Source organism: Klebsiella sp. 10, assembly GCF_018223925.1.
Lineage (GTDB): Bacteria > Pseudomonadota > Gammaproteobacteria > Enterobacterales > Enterobacteriaceae > Klebsiella > Klebsiella pneumoniae.
In genome coordinates this window covers 46,881-64,896 of the sequence record NZ_JAGRRB010000011.1, presented here as the reverse complement: position 1 = coordinate 64,896, position 18,016 = coordinate 46,881, and the positions used below count along the sequence as shown (strand labels likewise).

The following is an 18,016-nucleotide window of genomic DNA, read 5'->3' as shown; positions in this document are numbered from 1 at the left end:
CGGAAATAACATAGAAGTTGTAGCCCTGCCAGGCGCTGTATGCACAGGGAAATTTACGCTTGTACCGTTATTCCGCCGGGTGGCGGCTGCGCCTTACCCGGCCTACAGGGTTTATCCGGACTGGGACGACTGAACCCACAGGCCTGTAGAAAAATTTATCCGCTCCGCTATTCCAGCCGCCAGCTCAGCACCGGCCAGCCGTATCCGGCACCGGCCGCCTGCAGCTGCGGACAGGGATTGACCAGCCGCACGCGATCCGCATGCAGGCACAGCGGCAGATCGTTAATGGAATCGGTATAGAACGTCACCTCGCCGTCATACTGCGGATGCGCCTCGCGCCACTGCGCCAGACGCGCCACCTTCCCCTGCTGATAGCTAGGGATCCCGGTGATTTCACCGCTGTAGCCGCCGTCGACCATCGCCACGTCAATACCCAGCGCCTGATCGATCTCCAGCGCGGCGGCCACCGCCTGCACCAGCAGGCTAACCGAGGCGGAGATAATCAGCATCTGCTCTCCCTCGGCCCGCAGACGACGAATGAGCTCCCACGCCTGCGGATAGACCCGGGGCAGGATCGCCTCGCGCACGCAGCGGGCCACCAGCGCGTCAACGTCCGACTTCGGTATTCCGGCCAGCGGCGCCTGGATCAGGGCCACATAATCGGCGATATTCATCTCTCCTCGGTCATAATCCGCCATTAGCCGTGCCTCGCGGGCAAGATACCCCTTCTGCGTCGCCAGCCCTTCGCGAACCATAAACTGGCTCCAGACCGTACTGCTATCGCCCTGTATCAGGGTGTTATCGAGATCAAAAATCGTCAGCGTGTTGCCCATGGTACTTTCCCTTACTGGTCAAAATAAGCTGCCGGGAGCATGCGTAAAAAAGATGACAGGAAAATGAACCGGACGCCGCAGCGCCCGGCTCGCCATCAGCCGGCGCGGACCTTCGCGGTGCGGAATACCAGCACGATCCCGCCGACGATCGCCATCATACCGACCATCGCCGCCGCCGACAGCCGGTTGCCCAGCAGCAGATAATCCAGCAGCGCCGTGATCGCTGGCACCAGATAAAAGAGGCTGGTGACATTGACGATATTTCCCGCGCTCAGCAGACGGTACAGCAGCAGCTGGGCGACCACCGAAATCAGCAGCCCGAGAAACAGCACCGGAATAATCAACCAGGCGTTAACGGTAAACCGGAAGCCGCTGACCGGGGCAATCAGCAGGCACAGCCCCAGACTAACGGCATACTGCAGCGGCAGGACATCCGCCGGCGCCTGACGGCTGCGCTTTTGCCACAGCGCGCCAAAGGTCATCAGCAACAGCGCCGCCAGCGCAAACAGGATCCCCGCCGTCGCCATCGGCGAGGCCGCCAGGCTGCGCCACACCAGCAGCACCAGCCCCGCCAGGGCAAGCAGCAGTCCTGACAGCCGCCGCCCCTGCAGGCGGCGCTCCACCACGCAAAGCGTAAGGATGGGCTGGATCCCCATGATGGTGGCGATAAGTCCCGGCGTCACGCCGTTGGCCATCGCCTCGAAGTAACAGACCGAATAGCCGCCAATCAGCATCAGACCGGTGGCCGCTGTTTGCAGGCGGGTGCCCGGCGCGGGCAGCCAGCGCCGACGGACGATAGCCAGCGGCGCCAGCGCGACCAGGGCAACCAGAAAACGAAAGACCAGCAGCGCCATCGGCGAGGCGTTATCCAGTCCCCAGCGGGTGAAGATGGCCGCGCTGCCCCACAGCAGCACAAAAAGGGCCGTTGTCGCCTGCGAGGCGAGCAGAGAATAGCGAACGTGCATAGCATGCTCCAGAACGTCAAACACAAGGTATCAAGCGTCATACCGGCAGGTAAGCGCCTGCTAAAGACGGCGTTAAGCGCCGAAAACTACCCGGTCTGGAGGGGGAGGCGGTGGGCAGAGCGTGGCGAAGCGATGATGAGGCGCAGACGTCATCCACCCCGCGTCGAAAGCGGCGCCGGGCAAAGTCTCGCTAGAGATGGCGTAATGCGTCATGGAATGCCTCGTGAAATGTTCCTGTCAGCATCCTGGCACAGACCGTTGCGAAGTGACAACTGCCCTTTATGGCTGCTCCATCCCGAGGTTGTTTATTTTTAATCGTAAATAAACGTAAAGGCGGCCTCGGCTTATTCAGCCGTGGTTTTTAATCGGCTATAAAACAAAGCAGTCTGCTTGCTACTTCGAAAATAACGATATGAAGCCAAAACTGACGCATGCTCTCTTTTTAATTCCTTTTTTGTTGTTGGCAGGATGCTCCTCCTCACCGAAACAGGCAAAGAACACAAAATCTCATGCGGATATGACCATTGACGGCGGATCGGACGATCTGATCCCGGTGGTAGCGGCCCTGCATGATCAGATGCACACCTGGCAGGGAACCCCCTATGAATGGGGCGGTACTGAACAAAGCGGCGTCGACTGCTCGGGTTTCGTCTGGCGCACGCTGAAGGATCGCTTTAACCTGCCGATGGAGCGGATCACCACCCGCGAGCTGCTGCACATGGGCGTGCGGGTCAATAAGCGGGATTTACGTCCCGGCGATCTGGTGTTCTTCCGCACCCGGGCCGGGATGCACGTTGGCTTTTACGATACCGATCATAATTTCCTTCACGCCTCGAGCAGCCAGGGCGTGATGCGCTCTTCGCTGGACAACCCTTACTGGGAATCGGCGTTCTATCAGGCGCGTCGTCTGCCGAAGGAGTATAACGCGCAGATCACCATGAACAGCGACACCCTGCATCTGGCGAAGAATCGCCGCTAAAAAAAAGCCGCAGCCAGGGCTGCGGCGGGTGGTTCTGCGGTTAATCAGAACTGGTAGGTCATACCCAGCGCGACGATGTCGTCATCGTTGATGCCGAGTTTGTTATCGCTTTTCAGCTGGTTGATTTTGTAATCCACGAAGGCGTTCATGTTTTTGTTGAAGTAGTAGGTCAGGCCCACGTCAATGTAGTTAACCAGATCCTCACTCCCCACCCCTTCGATATCCTTCCCTTTCGACAGCACATAGCCGAGGGACGGACGCAGACCGAAGTCGAACTGATACTGCGCCACCGCTTCAAAGTTCTGCGCTTTGTTGGCAAAGCCGCCGCTGATCGGGGTCATTTTGCGGGTTTCAGAGTACATGGTCGCCAGGTAGATATTGTTGGCGTCATATTTCAGGCCGGTCGCCCAGGCTTCCGCTTTCGAACCCTGGCCGCGGGCCAGCAGGTTCTGATCGTTGGTACGGTCGGAGCTGGTGTAGGCTGCGCTGACGGCGAAGTCGCTGCCGCCGAAATCATAGCTTAACGAGGTGCCGACGCCGTCGCCGTTCTGTTTCTTCGCTTCACGGCCTTCGTTTTTACCCTGGTACTGCAGGGTCAGATCCAGGCCATCCACCAGACCGAAGAAGTCGGTGTTGCGGTAGGTCGCCAGGCCGCTGGCGCGCTTGGTCATAAAGTTATCGGTCTGGGCAGAGGAATCGCCGCCGAATTCCGGGAACATATCGGTCCAGGCTTCCACGTCGTACAGGGCGCCAAGGTTACGACCGTAATCGAAGGAGCCGTAGTTCTTCAGCTTCACGCCGGCGAACGCCAGACGGGTTTTCTGGCTGGAGTCGCTCTCGGTTTTGTTACCGGAGAATTCAGATTCCCAACGGCCATAGCCGGTCAGGTCGTCGTTAATCTGCGTTTCGCCTTTAATACCGAAACGCACGTAGGTCTGATCGCCATCCTTGCTGTCATAGTCGCTGAAATAGTGCATGGCTTTGATCTTGCCGTACACATCCAGCTTGTTCGCGTTCTTATTATAAACTTCCGCTGCCTGCGTCGCTGTTGAAGCCACAAAGCCCATCATCATTAATGCCAGAGTACTCTTTTTCATTATTCAGTCCTGGTGATTTATTTATACGCGCTATTCAATTGCGGGCGCTCGCCCATCAAAAACTGGAGGTTTTTTAACGCCGGGATATTAAATATTTATGACAAGATGGAACTTTTTATAAAAAAGGGTATTTAAATGTATCGGACATATTTTTGTCACATTCCCTCTCCAGAATGCCCGATCCCGCGCAATAAAATGGCGCGCCCGCCGCCCCGGGTGTTGGCAAGCGGGCCGACTCCTGCTACAACATCAGCTCGATATCGATATTCCTTTTGAACGGCAGAGAATCATGAGTGAAAGCCAGACGCTGGTGGTAAAACTGGGCACCAGTGTTTTAACAGGCGGGTCCCGTCGCCTGAACCGCGCCCATATCGTCGAGCTTGTGCGCCAGTGCGCACAGTTGCACGCCATGGGACACCGTATTGTCATCGTGACCTCCGGAGCCATTGCCGCCGGGCGCGAGCACCTTGGTTACCCGGAACTGCCCGCCACCATCGCCTCCAAGCAGCTGCTGGCGGCGGTGGGACAAAGCCGTCTGATCCAGCTGTGGGAACAGCTGTTTTCTATCTATGGCATTCACGTTGGCCAGATGCTGCTGACCCGCGCCGACATGGAAGACAGAGAACGGTTCCTCAACGCCCGCGACACTCTGCGCGCGCTGCTGGATAACAGCATCGTCCCGGTCATTAACGAAAACGACGCCGTCGCCACCGCGGAAATCAAAGTGGGCGATAACGACAATCTCTCCGCGCTGGCCGCGATCCTCGCCGGGGCGGATAAGCTGCTGCTGTTAACCGACCAGCCAGGCCTGTTCACCGCCGACCCGCGCAGCAACCCGCAGGCGGAGCTGATTAAAGACGTTTACGGCATCGACGACGCGCTGCGCGCCATCGCCGGCGATAGCGTCTCCGGACTCGGCACCGGCGGCATGGGCACCAAGCTGCAGGCCGCGGACGTCGCCTGCCGGGCGGGGATTGATACCATCATCGCCGCCGGGAACCGTCCGGACGTTATCGGCCATGCCATGGCAGGCCTGCCGGTAGGTACCTGCTTCCACGCCCAGGAGTCTCCGCTGGAGAACCGTAAGCGCTGGATCTTCGGCGCGCCGCCGGCGGGGGAAATCACCGTCGATGCGGGCGCGACCCAGGCGATCCTCGAAAGAGGCAGCTCGCTATTGCCAAAAGGGATCAAAATCGTCAGCGGCAACTTCTCCCGCGGCGAAGTGATCCGCATCCGCAATAGCGAAGGACGCGACATCGCTCACGGCGTCAGCCGCTACAACAGCGATGCGCTGCGCCTTATCGCCGGCCAGCACTCGCAGCAAATCGATGCCATTCTGGGCTATGAATACGGCCCGGTGGCCGTCCACCGCGATGATATGATCATCCGTTAAGGAGCTGAAAATGCTGGAACAAATGGGCATTGCCGCCAAAGCGGCCTCCTGGCAGCTGGCGTTACTCTCCAGCCGGGAAAAGAATCAGGTACTGGAAAAGATCGCCGATTATCTGGAAGCGCAGACCGACGATATTCTGCGCGCCAACGCGGAAGATTTAGCCGAAGCTCGCGCCAATGGCCTGAGTGAAGCGATGCTCGATCGCCTCGCGCTGACCCCGGCGCGTCTGAGCGGCATCGCCAGCGATGTGCGCCAGGTGTGCAATCTGGCCGATCCGGTCGGCCAGGTGATCGACGGCGGGCTGCTGGACAGCGGTCTGCGTATTGAACGTCGCCGCGTCCCGCTGGGGGTGATTGGCGTGATTTATGAAGCGCGTCCTAACGTGACGGTCGACGTCGCCTCCCTGTGTCTGAAAACCGGCAACGCGGCGATCCTGCGCGGCGGGAAAGAGACCTGGCGCACCAACGCCGCCACGGTGAAGGTGATCCAGCAGGCGCTGCAGGAGTGCGGCCTGCCGGCCGCCGCGGTACAGGCTATCGAGAGCCCGGATCGCGCGCTGGTGGGCGAAATGCTGAAGATGGATAAATACATCGATATGCTGATCCCTCGCGGCGGCGCGGGCCTGCACAAGCTATGCCGTGAGCAGTCAACGATCCCGGTGATTACCGGCGGGATTGGCGNNAAAACCGCCGAGATCGCCCCCGCGCTGAAGATCATCGTCAACGCCAAGACCCAGCGGCCGAGCACCTGCAATACCGTGGAAACGCTGCTGGTGCACCGCAACATCGCCGATACCTTCCTGCCGGCGTTGAGCAAGCAGATGGCCGAGAGCGGCGTCACCCTGCACGCCGCCCCTTCCGCCCTCCCCGCGCTGCAAAACTGCCCAGCGAAGGTCGAGCCGGTGAAAGCGGAGCAGTATGACGACGAGTATCTGTCGCTGGATCTGAACGTCAAAGTGGTGGCTGATATGGACGAGGCTATCGCCCATATCCGCGAACATGGCACCCAGCACTCCGACGCCATCCTGACCCGCACCCTGCGTAACGCCAACCGCTTTATCAATGAAGTGGACTCTTCCGCGGTATATGTGAACGCCTCCACGCGCTTCACCGACGGCGGCCAGTTCGGCCTCGGCGCGGAAGTGGCGGTCAGCACCCAGAAGCTGCACGCCCGCGGCCCGATGGGGCTGGAAGCGTTAACCACCTATAAGTGGATTGGTTTCGGCGACGATACCATTCGTGCGTAAATGAGAACGGGCGATGCAAAAATAGGCAGTTGATTCCACTGGCTATTGACGCATCGCCCGCTAAGTTCTAACCTTTTGCCTCGTGATTCACCCTCGTGAACACCTCTTGCAGGGCCGATATAGCTCAGTTGGTAGAGCAGCGCATTCGTAATGCGAAGGTCGTAGGTTCGACTCCTATTATCGGCACCATCTCCTAGTTTTCTCTAGTCAATTCACATCAACAAAATCCTTTGAAAACATAGCGGTTACGTTGTTTTCAGTCATTTGACGTCAACCTCTATCTATTGAAATCAACATGCCTTTGGGGGCACAATCAGGGGCATGTTCTGTTCGATCTAGGAAATGTGTCCCCAATGATGCTGAATGCCCGAAAGGTTGAAGCCGCGAAAGGAAAAGAGAAGAGCTACAAGCTGTCTGATGGAGGTGGTCTGTATCTTCAAGTAGAACCCAATGGCTCGCGTTACTGGCGTATGAAGTACCGTTTTGCTGGCAAAGAGAAGCGTTTATCTTTTGGTGTCTATCCAACGGTTTCTTTGGCTGATGCCAGGCAAAAGCGTGAAGACGCAGGGACGGATTAAAGAGCTAATGGATGCCCTGCCACCGGACGAGCGACAAAAAGCATTAGAACTCCTGTTGGCAGCCAAAGAGAGTCATTGAACGGTTCGCCGGGAGTAACTAAAATTTTCCCGGCTTCGGTTCATTAAATTTCAGCTGCTTAAGAAAAAATGTCTATAAGAATCAGTTTGTTAACTTTTAAGTGTGCCGTCAGTTATCATGAAAAATCTCACCTAAAATTTTATATCCCTTTACTATCAATAGCTTAATTCAATTGGTTACGATGTTGGAGTAAAGCTAAACTGAAAAAAGCTGAAATTCTTTTCACTCTTTTCAGTTCTCTGCTCGCTGTAAATCCCCAGTTGTGGCGCGGTCTGGCGCTATCATTTGTAAAAAATCCCAACTGAAAAATTTTTGCGATCTGAAAACCGCAGGCGGGTGCGGTGTAGTGCGATTTTGGTGATTTATAGAATTTTTTCCGTATGCGCCCATAAACTAAGCCCTTAGGCGCAGATCTAGCTTTACGTAAGAGTACGAGATGATTAGTATGTGTACAACACACCAGCATTGGAAATAAATTTATAGAAAAGGTAATTAATTATGGATAACGGCTCTATTACTTTTTTTGATATTAAAACATTTGGTTTTTACAGATTAAAACATAAGGCAAAAGATCTCGATTATAAATATGGAACACTGAATGAAATATTTAGTGAGTTCGATATTTGGTTAAAAGGAAAAGCGATTGAAGAAACAATCCCATGGGATGTTAATACCAGCCCTATGCGCTCTAAAACATATTGCCGTGGGGTCGCTATTGATCCGCAAACGAATGATATTGTTGTTGTATTACTGAGAGCAGTAGGTGACGGTTCGGGTAATTTACATGGAGTAAAAATGGGATCGGCCGTAGGGGCTGGCGAAAGTGAAACAGTGACAGCTGGAACTGATGTAAAAGGTGATAAAATTATTTGGGGAGAACCATGTTATTATTGGATCATACCTGAACATAATAAAATCGCCTCAATAATATTTCCGCATTCTGGAGCTGATACATTTAGATTTTGTCAGTATTTTACTACTTTCGTTAATAATCACTCAAATGTTGATGGAACCAGGAAACAGTCAACTACGAGCCATCAACATAGCCGTGATCCAGGCAGAATGATTAATGTCGTTAAGACAATGTTTGAATACGGGGAAGGAAAAAATAAATGCAACTGCATTTTTAAATTTGATGTTGAACAAACAAAAATGAAAACAGCAGTAGGAAATTTGGAAGAAATAATTCCAAATATTACTCAAACTATAATTAGAGATGTTGCAACAGCGCGTGTAGAAGATGAGCGTAGTCCTATCCTTCAATTGGCTAGTGAGTATTTACCATCTCTTTTCGGGGAGGCTCCTCCATTGCAGGCTCCTAAGCGTATAGAAGTGCGCATTGATGGTGCTCCTTCAGCTGAGGAAATTGCGAGATTATTTGCCCAAAGAGCGGAAGAAACTGATTGGGCTGATGTCGGTTTTAAAGTTAAAGATTCAGAAATTCCAATTTGGCTAACTAAATATGTTGTGAAATCAACGCTTCCAATCGATTCAGATGGACTTTCACATTATTCCCCTGAAAAATTATTAGAAGAAATTAATAAAATTCGCGGGGATATTCTTGAGTCTGTCATGGCGCAAGAAGATGCCATAGAAGAAGGTATTCAGGTCGGTCCAGTTGCCAATGATGGTGATGAAAACGAAAATGACCAATTAATTGTAAATGGTCAAGCTTAAGTGACAGGTGAATGATATGAATCCCAAACTCAGGAAGGCATGGTCAGAATTGATTGCTGGAGCCAAATGGGATGTAATTGCTCTGGTTGTTGTTGCCATAATTATTTACTTTTTGAAAAACACCTTAAAGTTTGCAGATGTTAAAGATGTTGTAGGGACTTTACAAAATATATCCGCGGCAATATTCACGATTATCGGTTTGTGGGTCGGTTTTTTGTATCCTAATGCGATACAAGGGATAGTAAGTGATAATGTTGATTATATTAAAAATACAAAGGATGTTCCAAGAATAGAAAAGTTGATCTACGTGATAATTGTTTCTGCATTAGTAATGTTAGGAACTCTTGTATTTTATATATTCAAGGCTTTACTAGGCAATGCATCTTTATATGTTGAGCATCAGTCAGTGATTAAATATTTTGCGTTAGTATTTGTTTTTTACTTGTGCTGGCTCCAAAGTCGATGCATTTTTAGCGTTATTAAAAGTAATTTCAGATTTGCTAATAGTCTCTACTCTCGTATTAATGAGTCAAAGCTAAAACACGATTGAGCCTTCTGCCCCTTCAACTCTGGAGGGGCGTTGAGACGCGAGATAGAAAATTTAGTGGGGGCATGTGGCATGGTGGTGTTTTTATTTTTATATTTCCTTTAAAAACAATACCCTATGCTCCTGCTTTGTTCCTATTATCGGCACTATTCAGTTCTATCTTATTGATTTAATTACTATTAAATTCATTCAGAGTGAAATCGCGTAGCCTCTACTACATAGATGTCATACAGCCGATGGCTCAACGTGATAATCTGTATCGCCGTAGCAGCGGTATTTATGTTGTCCGTATTGCAGTTCCCGCCCGATACCGTCTCTACACGGGACAGCGTGAGATTCACGCTTCAACAGAAACAAACGACATCAGAAAAGCGAGAGCGATTGCCGCAGGTCTATTTGTAAGTATCCCGCATAATCGTGCCATTCATATTTAGAAATCATCCGGCAAAATCAATCTGCCAACGATGGAGATCGCTATGCGTAAAGCCCGTCTATCCATGGCTCATAGCACCGTAACGTAAGCGGCAATGAGCAATGCCATCTTAATAATATTTTATATCCAGCCCTCCCTCTTCAAACCGTTAATCCAGTAATTTCATCTCCAGCGCCCTGCTCATCGCTTGAGTGCGACTATTCACTTTGAGCTTCGCGTAGATGTTTTTGATGTGCCATTTGACCGTCTCGGCAGAAATAGCGAGGGAGCGAGCAATTTCTTTATTCATCTGACCTTCAGCGATCAGTTGTAATATCTGAAATTCTCGCTCGCTGAGTTCCCCTTGAATATCGGGGCTTCCACTATTAAACGGTGTTCCGTCTACAGGCCCGCGCTTGTCTGCCCAGGATCCCTGCACTCCCCTTTTCTCTGTCCAAGCCGAAGAGGATTCATTCATACCGATAAGCAAAGGTTGCAAGGTATCGCCAGCGTCAAGAAAGAGGCCCGTGAGATGCTGTTGTTCAGCCAGCTGCACGACTGGCTGAAATGTCGTGCGCGCAGCGGCAGTTTTGCCACTGTTCCACAAGGCCAATGACCAGAGCGTACGTAGACGCGCTGCGGTTAACCCGTCCCCCCGGCTTTCATGATCGGAGACCATCTCAGCCAGTAAAACGCAGGCTTGCGGTGCCTGGCCTCTGGCGAGAAGAAGCCGGCTGCGGCTAAGGGATGCAGACATAACGATGGCGCGTTGGCAGGGATGTTCGGCATCCATTCTGAAGCTGGCGGCCATTTGTTCAAGCTGTCGCTGCAGTTGCTCTGCGCCGGTGAAATTGCCGCTCTGCAGTCGCACCCTCACCTGCTCGGCTAACAACATGGCCTGGAGCCGTTGCCAGCCGCGAGACACCGCAAGACGCTGCGCATGCTCCAGCAATCGCTCGGCCTCATAGGGCATATCGTTATCTAAGGCCTGACGCGCGAGATAGGTATAGCAACGACTCAGCGCGTCGGGTGGACTGAATCGGTCGATGAATTCGAGCCGGTCGGCTAACAGATGCTCGGGCGAGTCACCCCTCTGACATTCATAGGCTATCTCCGCCAGCAGCGGCGCCAGCGTCGCGCCACTGGTCGACTGGGTACCGGTATAACATTCAGCCTGGCGCAACGTTTTCTCTGCATACCACCCGGCTTTTCCCAGATCGCCCTGACAAAGATGGCACTGGGCAATAATAAACGCGCGATAAACCGAAACAAACAGATTATCTAAAGGACTTTCCGGAGAGGGCATATGCTGTTGAACCTCCAGCGCGTCGTGATAGCGCTGGTTAACAACATGGCAATAGCTGAGAATATTGCATATCAGACCATCAACCCAGGTGTCGCCGCAGGGCACTTCGGCCAGCAACGGCTGAACTATAGCCAGACTCTCCGGGATGTTTTCCGCAAAGGCTTCGCAAATTGCCCGCACAACGCGCAATTTACACCAGGTGCTGCGGGTTAAATCCTCACGATGATGAAGTACCATCTGATCGAGGTTATCAAGCAGCTGCCTCGACTCATCAAAGTGGAAATAATGCGCCAGTGCCCAGGCCAGGTTAATTTGCAGGTCAATGCGCGACGGATCGGTGCTGGGCGGTAAATGATGCATCCATGAGATCAGGGTATCGATATCCCCTTCTTCCGCCAGTGACTGAGCGCTTGCGCCGTCCTGTACGGGGCTATGCACCGGCTTGCCTGCGCTGAGCGCATGGCGTACCGCTTCAGACCACAATTTCTGTTCGACGAACCAATGACTGGCTAATTCATGTAGCTGTTTGCGATCAATATCGTTGTTCTGCTGCAGCATGGTCCGAAGATTTTCCTGCAACAGAGGATGGTAGCGGAACCAGTAGCCTTGTTCGTCAAGGGCTGACAAAAAAAGGTTGTGTCGCTCAATCCATGTCAGCATCGCTTTACTATCATCACGTCCTGTCACTGCGTTGCATAATTCGGCATTTAACCGACTGAGGAAGGACGTTTTTACCAGGAAATCGAGAACCTCTTCCGGCAGCGGATCCAGTACCACCTCTTTCAGATAGCGGGCAATGGATCGTGTTCCTCCATGCATATTACGCAACAGATGCTCGGGATCATTCTGTAATTCTGCCGACAATGAAGCGATCTTCATGCCCGCGATCCAGCCCTCTGTCACGGACTGTAGCCGCTGTGCATGATGGTTGCTGAGGGGTAGCGCAACCGTGCGGCTAAAATAGTGTTTTGTTTCTTCGAGCGTGAATTGCAGGTCTCGATCATAGATCTCCACCAGTTGGTCCTGGGCCTGCAGCTGGCTCAGCGCAAGATTCGGGTGGAAACGGCTGCCAATGATCAGATGCAAGGCGGCAGGCGCATGCTTGATTAAATACCCCAGCGCTTCATAGACCCCACGATCGTTAATCACGTGGAAGTCGTCGATAATCAGGTACACGTCATGCGGGCAGTAGTGTAGCTGGTTAATGAGCCCGGCCAGCAGTTGCTCGGAGCTGGAGAGCTTCTGCTCTTCCATGTCACGCCAGAAATCGGCGTCCCAGTCAGCATAGAGTGGACGCAATGCTTGCAGCAGATAAGGAATAAACTGCCATACGTCATCATCATCCTCATCGAGGCTCAGCCAGGCAATACGTTCGCCCTGGGCGACCATCTGCTGATGCCATTGCGCCAACAGCGTGGTTTTGCCAAATCCAGCGCCGGCGCAGACGACGCCCAGCCGGCACTGCTGAACGGGACTGAGAAGCTGAAGCAGCCGGGGGCGCTCCAGCAATTGTATTGAGGAGCGAGGCGGGACGAATTTGGTCAGGATTAGCGGCAAGCCTCGCGTCAGCCGCAATGGCCCGGAGACCAGTGAGGGTGATTGGCGACCTTCTAAATCCAATGGCTTCATCCGTGGTGTCTACTCGCTTTGTTTTTTTCAATTGTACGCCAGCCCCCGGGATGACATGGGGCAGCCAAACTTTATTGCTACACAAAATTTAGAAAGTTTGACCTCAAGCATGAAAACCCCCACCTCCCCCCCCCATGAAGGTGGCTTCGCACTCCCTTTAACCGCTCGTAGATTCATTGCATGGGTGTGGCCAGGGTTATCCGCCCTGTCTGTTGGCCCCGCCTGGGTGACCTTTATTGAGGAGAATTAAACGATGCTCAGCAAACAGGCGTTATTGCAGGCTTACCGCAAGATGCGGGAGATCAGAACATTTGAAGAGCGGTTGCATCAGGAAAATACCAGCGGTGATATTCCGGGCTTCATTCACCTTTACACCGGTGAGGAGGCCATCGCGGTGGGGGTCTGCGAAAATTTAACGAGCGCAGATTTTATTGGTTCAACACACCGGGGACATGGCCACTGTATTGCTAAAGGTTGCGACATTCACGGCATGATGGCCGAAATATTCGGTAAGGACAGCGGGTTATGTCGCGGTAAGGGCGGGTCGATGCACATTGCCGATCTGTCGAAAGGAATGCTGGGTGCGAACGCTATCGTTGGGGGAGCCCCTCCCCTGGCCATCGGCGCCGCGCTAACGGCAAAGACGCTAAAAACCGGCAACGTCGGTGTCTCTTTTACGGGCGATGGTGGTTCTAATCAGGGCCTGGTCTTTGAAGCCATCAATATGGCCGTCGTGCTCCAGCTTCCAGCCGTCTTTATTTTCGAGAATAACGGTTACGGCGAAGGGACCGGCCATGACTACGCCGTGGGTGGGCGTGATATCGCCCGGCGCGCCGCTGGCTTCGGCCTGCCGGCAGTGACCGTCGATGGCACCGATTTCTTTGCCGTTTATGAGGCAACCTCAGAGGCGGTCAAGCGTGCGCGAGAAGGCGGTGGCCCAAGCGTCATTGAGGCCAAAGCCTTCCGCTGGCATGGTCATTTTGAGGGCGATCCCGCGCTATATCGTGCGGAAGGTGAAGTGCAACGCCTGCGTGAACAACATGATCCGCTGAAGATTTTCACCGCTAAGGTCAAGCAACATATCACCCAGGAAGAACTGGCGGCGATTGACGAGGAAGTAGAAGCCCTGGTCAACGATGCCGTATTGAAGGCCCGCGCCGCTGCCTACCCGGCTCCGGAAGACCTGCTGACAGACGTGTACGTCTCATACTGAGGGTGATAACCATGACAATAAAAACCTATCGTGAAGCGGTCAAGGAAGCCCTGGCTCAGGAAATGGAGCGCGATGAACGCGTGGTACTCATCGGTGAAGACTTGCGTGGCGGTCATGGCGGAAATGCGCCCGAAGAGGCGAAGATTGAAGCCTTTGGCGGTGTGCTGGGTGTCACTAAAGGGCTGTGGACGCAGTTCGGCTCCGATCGGGTGATCGACACGCCCATTACCGAGTCGGCCATTATCGGTATGGCGGCCGGCGCCGCAGCGACGGGGCTGCGGCCAGTCGCGGAATTGATGTTCATGGATTTTTTTGGTGTGAGCCACGATGCACTGTATAACCAGGCGGCTAAGTTCCGCTACATGTTTGGTGGCAAAGCCAGAGCTCCGCTGGTGATGCGAGGGATGATCGGCGCGGGGTTTTCTGCCGCAGCCCAGCATTCACAGTCACCCTATAATATCTTTGCCACCACGCCTGGACTGAAGGTGGTGGTGCCCTCGACGCCTTATGACGTCAAGGGTCTGTTAATCCAGTCCATTCGCGACGACGACCCGGTGGTATTCTGCGAGCATAAAATGCTGTACGACCTCAAGGGCGAGGTACCGGACGAGATCTATACCATCCCGCTAGGTGTAGCCAACTACACGCGCGAAGGAGAGGACGTCACCATCATTGCGTTGTCGGCAATGGTACATAAAGCAAACCAGGTGGCGGACAAACTGGCCAGAGAGGGGATCTCGGTCGAGGTGGTCGACCCGCGAACCATTTCGCCGCTGGATGAGGAAGGTATTCTGGAATCGGTGGCTTCCACGGGGCGGGTCGTGATAGTCGACGAGTCCGCTGCACGCTTCGGTTTTGCTCATGATGTCGCGGCGCTGATTGCGTCCCAGGCATTCCATTTCCTCAAAGCGCCCGTTCTGCTGGTGACGCCGCCACACACGCCGGTCCCGTTCTCCCCTGCTCTCGAAAAACTCTGGATCCCTGGCGTTGAACGTATCGAAGCCGCCGTCCGTCAAGTGCTGGAGGATTAACCTATGAGCGAAATCAAGACGCTTGAAATGCCAAAGTGGGGGCTTTCCATGGAGGAAGGCTTGCTCGCTCGATGGGCAATCCAGGAGGGTGACGATTTCACCAGAGGGCAGGAAATCTGTGAGATTGAAACCAGTAAAATCGTCAATGTGCTGGAGGCACCTTTTGCCGGTACATTACGCCGGATAATCGCCCGAGAGGGTGAGACGCTTCAGGTTGGCGCCGTGCTGGCTCTGGCGGCTGACGCTTCGGTCAGCGATGCTGAACTGGACGAATTTGCTGCCAGTCTGGCGACAGTGAAACCCGCAGCACCTGGCCCGGAGGCTGCCGCGCCGGACGTAGCGGCACAGGCAGGCGCTAAGCCACCTTCCGTTGTTTCGCCGCCATCCAACAGTCCGGAGCCCCCTGTTGGGCAGACCGTCATCCCCGTCAGTCTGCAAGGCGTGACCGATGTGACTCAGGTTAATGCCACGCCCCATGCGTTACGACTGTCTGCCCGCTGGGGTGTCGACCTGAAAAAGGTCCGCGGCAGCGGGCGCGGGGAACGTATCTCTGTTTCTGATCTGGAAAGCGCGATCGTTGCCGCCGGCGGTCGCCTGGCCTCTCCGACGCCCCCCGTTCGTCCCAGCAAAGCGCCCCGCTCGCATGCCGATGATAGCCAGGTATCGGCCACCCCGCTGGCGCGCCGTCTGGCCGGCAAACTGGGTATCAACTTGCATGACTGCCGAAGCAGCGGTTCACGCGGTCGGGTGAGTCGCGATGATGTGCTGGCTGCGGCGTTGTTGCTCGACGGGCACCCGCCGGTCAGCCCTGTGCAGGAGAGTGCCCCGACACCCTTTGAGAGCATCCCCATGTCCGGTATGCGGCGGGCTATCGCTTCTCGCCTGCAAACCTCTAAGCAACAGTCTCCCCATTTCCGTTTGAGTGTCGATCTCGATCTGGAACGACTGTTAGCGTTTCGTCAGGAAATTAACCGCGAAGTACCCGGTGTCAAGATTTCGGTTAACGACCTGCTGGTGAAGGCTTGCGCCCTGGCGCTGGTGGCCGTGCCTGACGTCAATATCCAGTTTGATGAAGCGGCACAAAGTATCCGCCGCTTTACGGATGCCGACATTTCGGTGGCCGTTGCGCTGCCTGCCGGGCTAATTACCCCTATTGTTCGCTCGGCGAACCGGAAATCGATCAGCGACATATCGAACGAAATTCACTCGCTGGTGACCAGAGCCAAAGCGGGCACGCTGAAGCCGGAAGAGTTCCAGGGCGGGACCTTTAGCCTGTCAAATCTGGGGATGCTCGGCATCCGGCAGTTTGACGCCATCATCAATCCACCGCAAAGCGCAATCCTCGCCATTGGCGCCGGCGAGGTCCGGGCGGTAGTACGCGACGGGCAAATCGTCGCGCGCCAGCAAATGACGGTATCGCTATCCTGCGATCACCGGGTCATCGATGGCGCGGCAGGTGCGGCTTTTCTCCGGGAACTCAAGCGACTGATTGAAACCCCGACCTTGATGTTTATCCAGGAGACGAGCTATGCACGATAAATACGATGTGCTGATCATCGGCGGGGGTCCTGGGGGATACGTTGCCGCCATCCGTGCCGGCCAGCTAGGGCTTCGTACCGTATTAGTGGAAAAACAACATCTGGGCGGCATCTGCCTGAACTGGGGATGCATTCCAACCAAGGCGCTGCTGCATGGCGCTGAGGTTGCGCACACTATCACCCATGCCAGTCAGCTGGGCATCAGCGTGGGCGAGGTGAACGTCGATCTGCAGAAACTGGTGCAGTTTAGCCGTACCGTATCGCAACAGCTCACCGCTGGGGTTGCGTACCTGTTGAAGAAAAATGGCGTGAGGGTGATTGATGGCACCGCGCGGCTGCGCGGCAAGGGGCAAATCACGGTCGAGGATGCCCGAGGGGAGGCGCGCGATTACCGGGCCGATCACGTGATCCTGGCAACCGGCGCCCGACCACGCGCATTGCCAGGCATAGCGCCAGATGGCGAACATATCTGGACCTATTTCGAGGCGCTGCGGCCTAAGCTTTTACCCAAGTCGCTCTTAATCATCGGTTCAGGGGCGATTGGCGTCGAGTTCGCCAGCCTTTATAACGATCTGGGCTGTAAAGTGACGCTGGTCGAGCTAGCGTCGCAGATTTTGCCAGTGGAAGATGCCGAGGTGTCTGCAGCAGTGCGTAAGTCATTCGAAAAACGCGGGATTCAGGTCCATACCCAGACCCAGGTGACGCAAGTACAGCTCACCGATACCGGGGTGCGTTGTACAATGAAAAATACGAGCGCCGAATCTTTCCTGGAAGTCGAACGTGTGCTGCTGGCGGTTGGCGTACAGCCGAATATTGAAGATCTGGGGCTGGAAGCACTGGGCGTCGAGTTAGACCGCGGTTTTATCAAGACGGATGCGGCTTGTCGCACTAACGTATTTGGGCTTTATGCCATCGGCGATGTAGCCGGCCCGCCGTGTCTGGCGCACAAGGCCAGCCACGAAGGTGTGATCTGCATTGAGACACTGGCCGGTGTCGAAGGCGCCCACCCTCTCGATCGCGACTATGTGCCTGGTTGCACTTATGCCCGGCCCCAGGTTGCCAGTCTGGGCCTGACGGAATCGACGGCCCTGGCCAGGGGACGGCCCGTCAGGATCGGTAAGTTCTCTTATCAGAGCAATGGTAAGGCGCTGGCCAGCGGCGAGACAGAGGGTTTTGTGAAGACGATTTTCGATGCTGAAACCGGCGAGTTGCTGGGCGCGCATATGGTTGGCGCACAGGTCACGGAACAGATCCAGGGCTTTGGCATCGCCCGTCACCTGGAGGCCACAGACGAAAGTCTCCTGTCGATGATCTTTGCGCATCCGACACTTTCCGAAGCGATGCATGAATCAATCCTCGCGGCCTGCGACCAACCGTTGCATCAATAAAAAATAAGGGAGGCGATAGCTGTGCGATACGGAGTAAGTTCCCGTTATCCCTCCCGCACTCCCCGGCAGAAGATCCCCAACAACGGTTACGACAGGATCTATTGA

Annotated in this window: 13 protein-coding genes, 1 tRNA gene and 2 pseudogenes; 12 read left to right on the top strand and 4 right to left on the bottom strand. The window is 54.5% G+C overall.

All coding sequences use genetic code 11. The annotated features are described in order from the left end of the window. Positions 1 to 167: 167 nt before the first annotated feature. Together KHQ26_RS12305 and KHQ26_RS12300 are read right to left on the bottom strand one after the other, a co-directional pair. Positions 168 to 833: an HAD family hydrolase gene (locus KHQ26_RS12305; RefSeq protein WP_004177299.1), complete on the bottom strand. Its 666-nt coding sequence runs from the start codon at positions 831 to 833 to the stop codon at positions 168 to 170. Between the two features lie 95 nt (positions 834 to 928). Continuing rightward, positions 929 to 1,798, bottom strand: coding sequence for a DMT family transporter (locus tag KHQ26_RS12300; protein ID WP_211777891.1), 870 nt, complete (start codon positions 1,796 to 1,798; stop codon positions 929 to 931). 412 nt (positions 1,799 to 2,210) lie between these two features. On the opposite strand from KHQ26_RS12300, the gene KHQ26_RS12295 reads away from it, so the two are divergent. Beyond that, positions 2,211 to 2,777: an NlpC/P60 family protein gene (locus KHQ26_RS12295; RefSeq protein ID WP_004222859.1), complete on the top strand. Its 567-nt coding sequence runs from the start codon at positions 2,211 to 2,213 to the stop codon at positions 2,775 to 2,777. 44 nt (positions 2,778 to 2,821) lie between these two features. On the opposite strand, the gene phoE is transcribed toward KHQ26_RS12295, so the two are convergent. Then, a complete protein-coding gene (phoE, locus tag KHQ26_RS12290) occupies positions 2,822 to 3,874 on the bottom strand; it encodes a phosphoporin PhoE (protein WP_004144576.1) in 1,053 nt (350 codons plus the stop codon). A gap of 289 nt (positions 3,875 to 4,163) precedes the next feature. On the opposite strand from phoE, the gene proB reads away from it, so the two are divergent. The 7 genes and pseudogenes from proB to KHQ26_RS26050 all read left to right on the top strand — a co-directional run. Beyond that, complete coding sequence (gene proB, locus KHQ26_RS12285) at positions 4,164 to 5,267, top strand: glutamate 5-kinase (RefSeq protein ID WP_004144574.1); 1,104 nt, start codon at positions 4,164 to 4,166, stop codon at positions 5,265 to 5,267. Between the two features lie 10 nt (positions 5,268 to 5,277). Further along, positions 5,278 to 6,513, top strand: coding sequence for a glutamate-5-semialdehyde dehydrogenase (gene proA, locus KHQ26_RS12280; protein WP_211777890.1), 1,236 nt, complete (start codon positions 5,278 to 5,280; stop codon positions 6,511 to 6,513). 113 nt (positions 6,514 to 6,626) lie between these two features. Then, positions 6,627 to 6,702: transfer RNA gene (locus KHQ26_RS12275), tRNA-Thr, on the top strand. Between the two features lie 164 nt (positions 6,703 to 6,866). After that, a pseudogene (locus KHQ26_RS12270) lies at positions 6,867 to 7,079 on the top strand (Arm DNA-binding domain-containing protein); the annotation flags it as partial. Positions 7,080 to 7,668: 589 nt separating this feature from the next. Then, positions 7,669 to 8,847, top strand: coding sequence for a hypothetical protein (locus KHQ26_RS12265; RefSeq protein WP_049124064.1), 1,179 nt, complete (start codon positions 7,669 to 7,671; stop codon positions 8,845 to 8,847). A gap of 16 nt (positions 8,848 to 8,863) precedes the next feature. After that, the gene (locus KHQ26_RS12260) at positions 8,864 to 9,397 is read left to right on the top strand and encodes a hypothetical protein (RefSeq protein ID WP_004177306.1); all 534 of its coding nucleotides are present in this window, start codon (positions 8,864 to 8,866) and stop codon (positions 9,395 to 9,397) included. A 233-nt stretch (positions 9,398 to 9,630) separates the two neighbouring features. Beyond that, positions 9,631 to 9,795, top strand: a pseudogene (locus KHQ26_RS26050) (DUF6538 domain-containing protein); the annotation flags it as partial. Positions 9,796 to 9,975: 180 nt separating this feature from the next. Here KHQ26_RS26050 and KHQ26_RS12255 read toward each other — a convergent pair. Beyond that, positions 9,976 to 12,741 (bottom strand): LuxR C-terminal-related transcriptional regulator, encoded by a 2,766-nt coding sequence (locus KHQ26_RS12255; RefSeq protein ID WP_004177307.1) that lies wholly within the window; start codon positions 12,739 to 12,741, stop codon positions 9,976 to 9,978. A gap of 253 nt (positions 12,742 to 12,994) precedes the next feature. Here KHQ26_RS12255 and KHQ26_RS12250 point away from each other — a divergent pair, with 253 nt between their 5' ends. The 4 genes from KHQ26_RS12250 to lpdA are packed head-to-tail and all read left to right on the top strand — an operon-like array spanning position 12,995 to position 17,911. Beyond that, positions 12,995 to 13,954, top strand: a complete 960-nt coding sequence (locus tag KHQ26_RS12250; protein ID WP_002889884.1) for a thiamine pyrophosphate-dependent dehydrogenase E1 component subunit alpha — start codon at positions 12,995 to 12,997, stop codon at positions 13,952 to 13,954. A gap of 11 nt (positions 13,955 to 13,965) precedes the next feature. Beyond that, on the top strand, positions 13,966 to 14,985 hold the full coding sequence (locus KHQ26_RS12245) for an alpha-ketoacid dehydrogenase subunit beta (RefSeq protein WP_002889881.1): 1,020 nt from the start codon (positions 13,966 to 13,968) through the stop codon (positions 14,983 to 14,985). Positions 14,986 to 14,988: 3 nt separating this feature from the next. Beyond that, positions 14,989 to 16,524: a 2-oxo acid dehydrogenase subunit E2 gene (locus KHQ26_RS12240; protein WP_004177311.1), complete on the top strand. Its 1,536-nt coding sequence runs from the start codon at positions 14,989 to 14,991 to the stop codon at positions 16,522 to 16,524. Continuing rightward, entirely contained in the window at positions 16,514 to 17,911 is a 1,398-nt protein-coding gene (gene lpdA, locus KHQ26_RS12235) for a dihydrolipoyl dehydrogenase (RefSeq protein WP_004177317.1), read from the top strand. Before KHQ26_RS12240 ends, lpdA begins: the two co-directional genes overlap by 11 nt. Positions 17,912 to 18,016 lie beyond the last annotated feature (105 nt).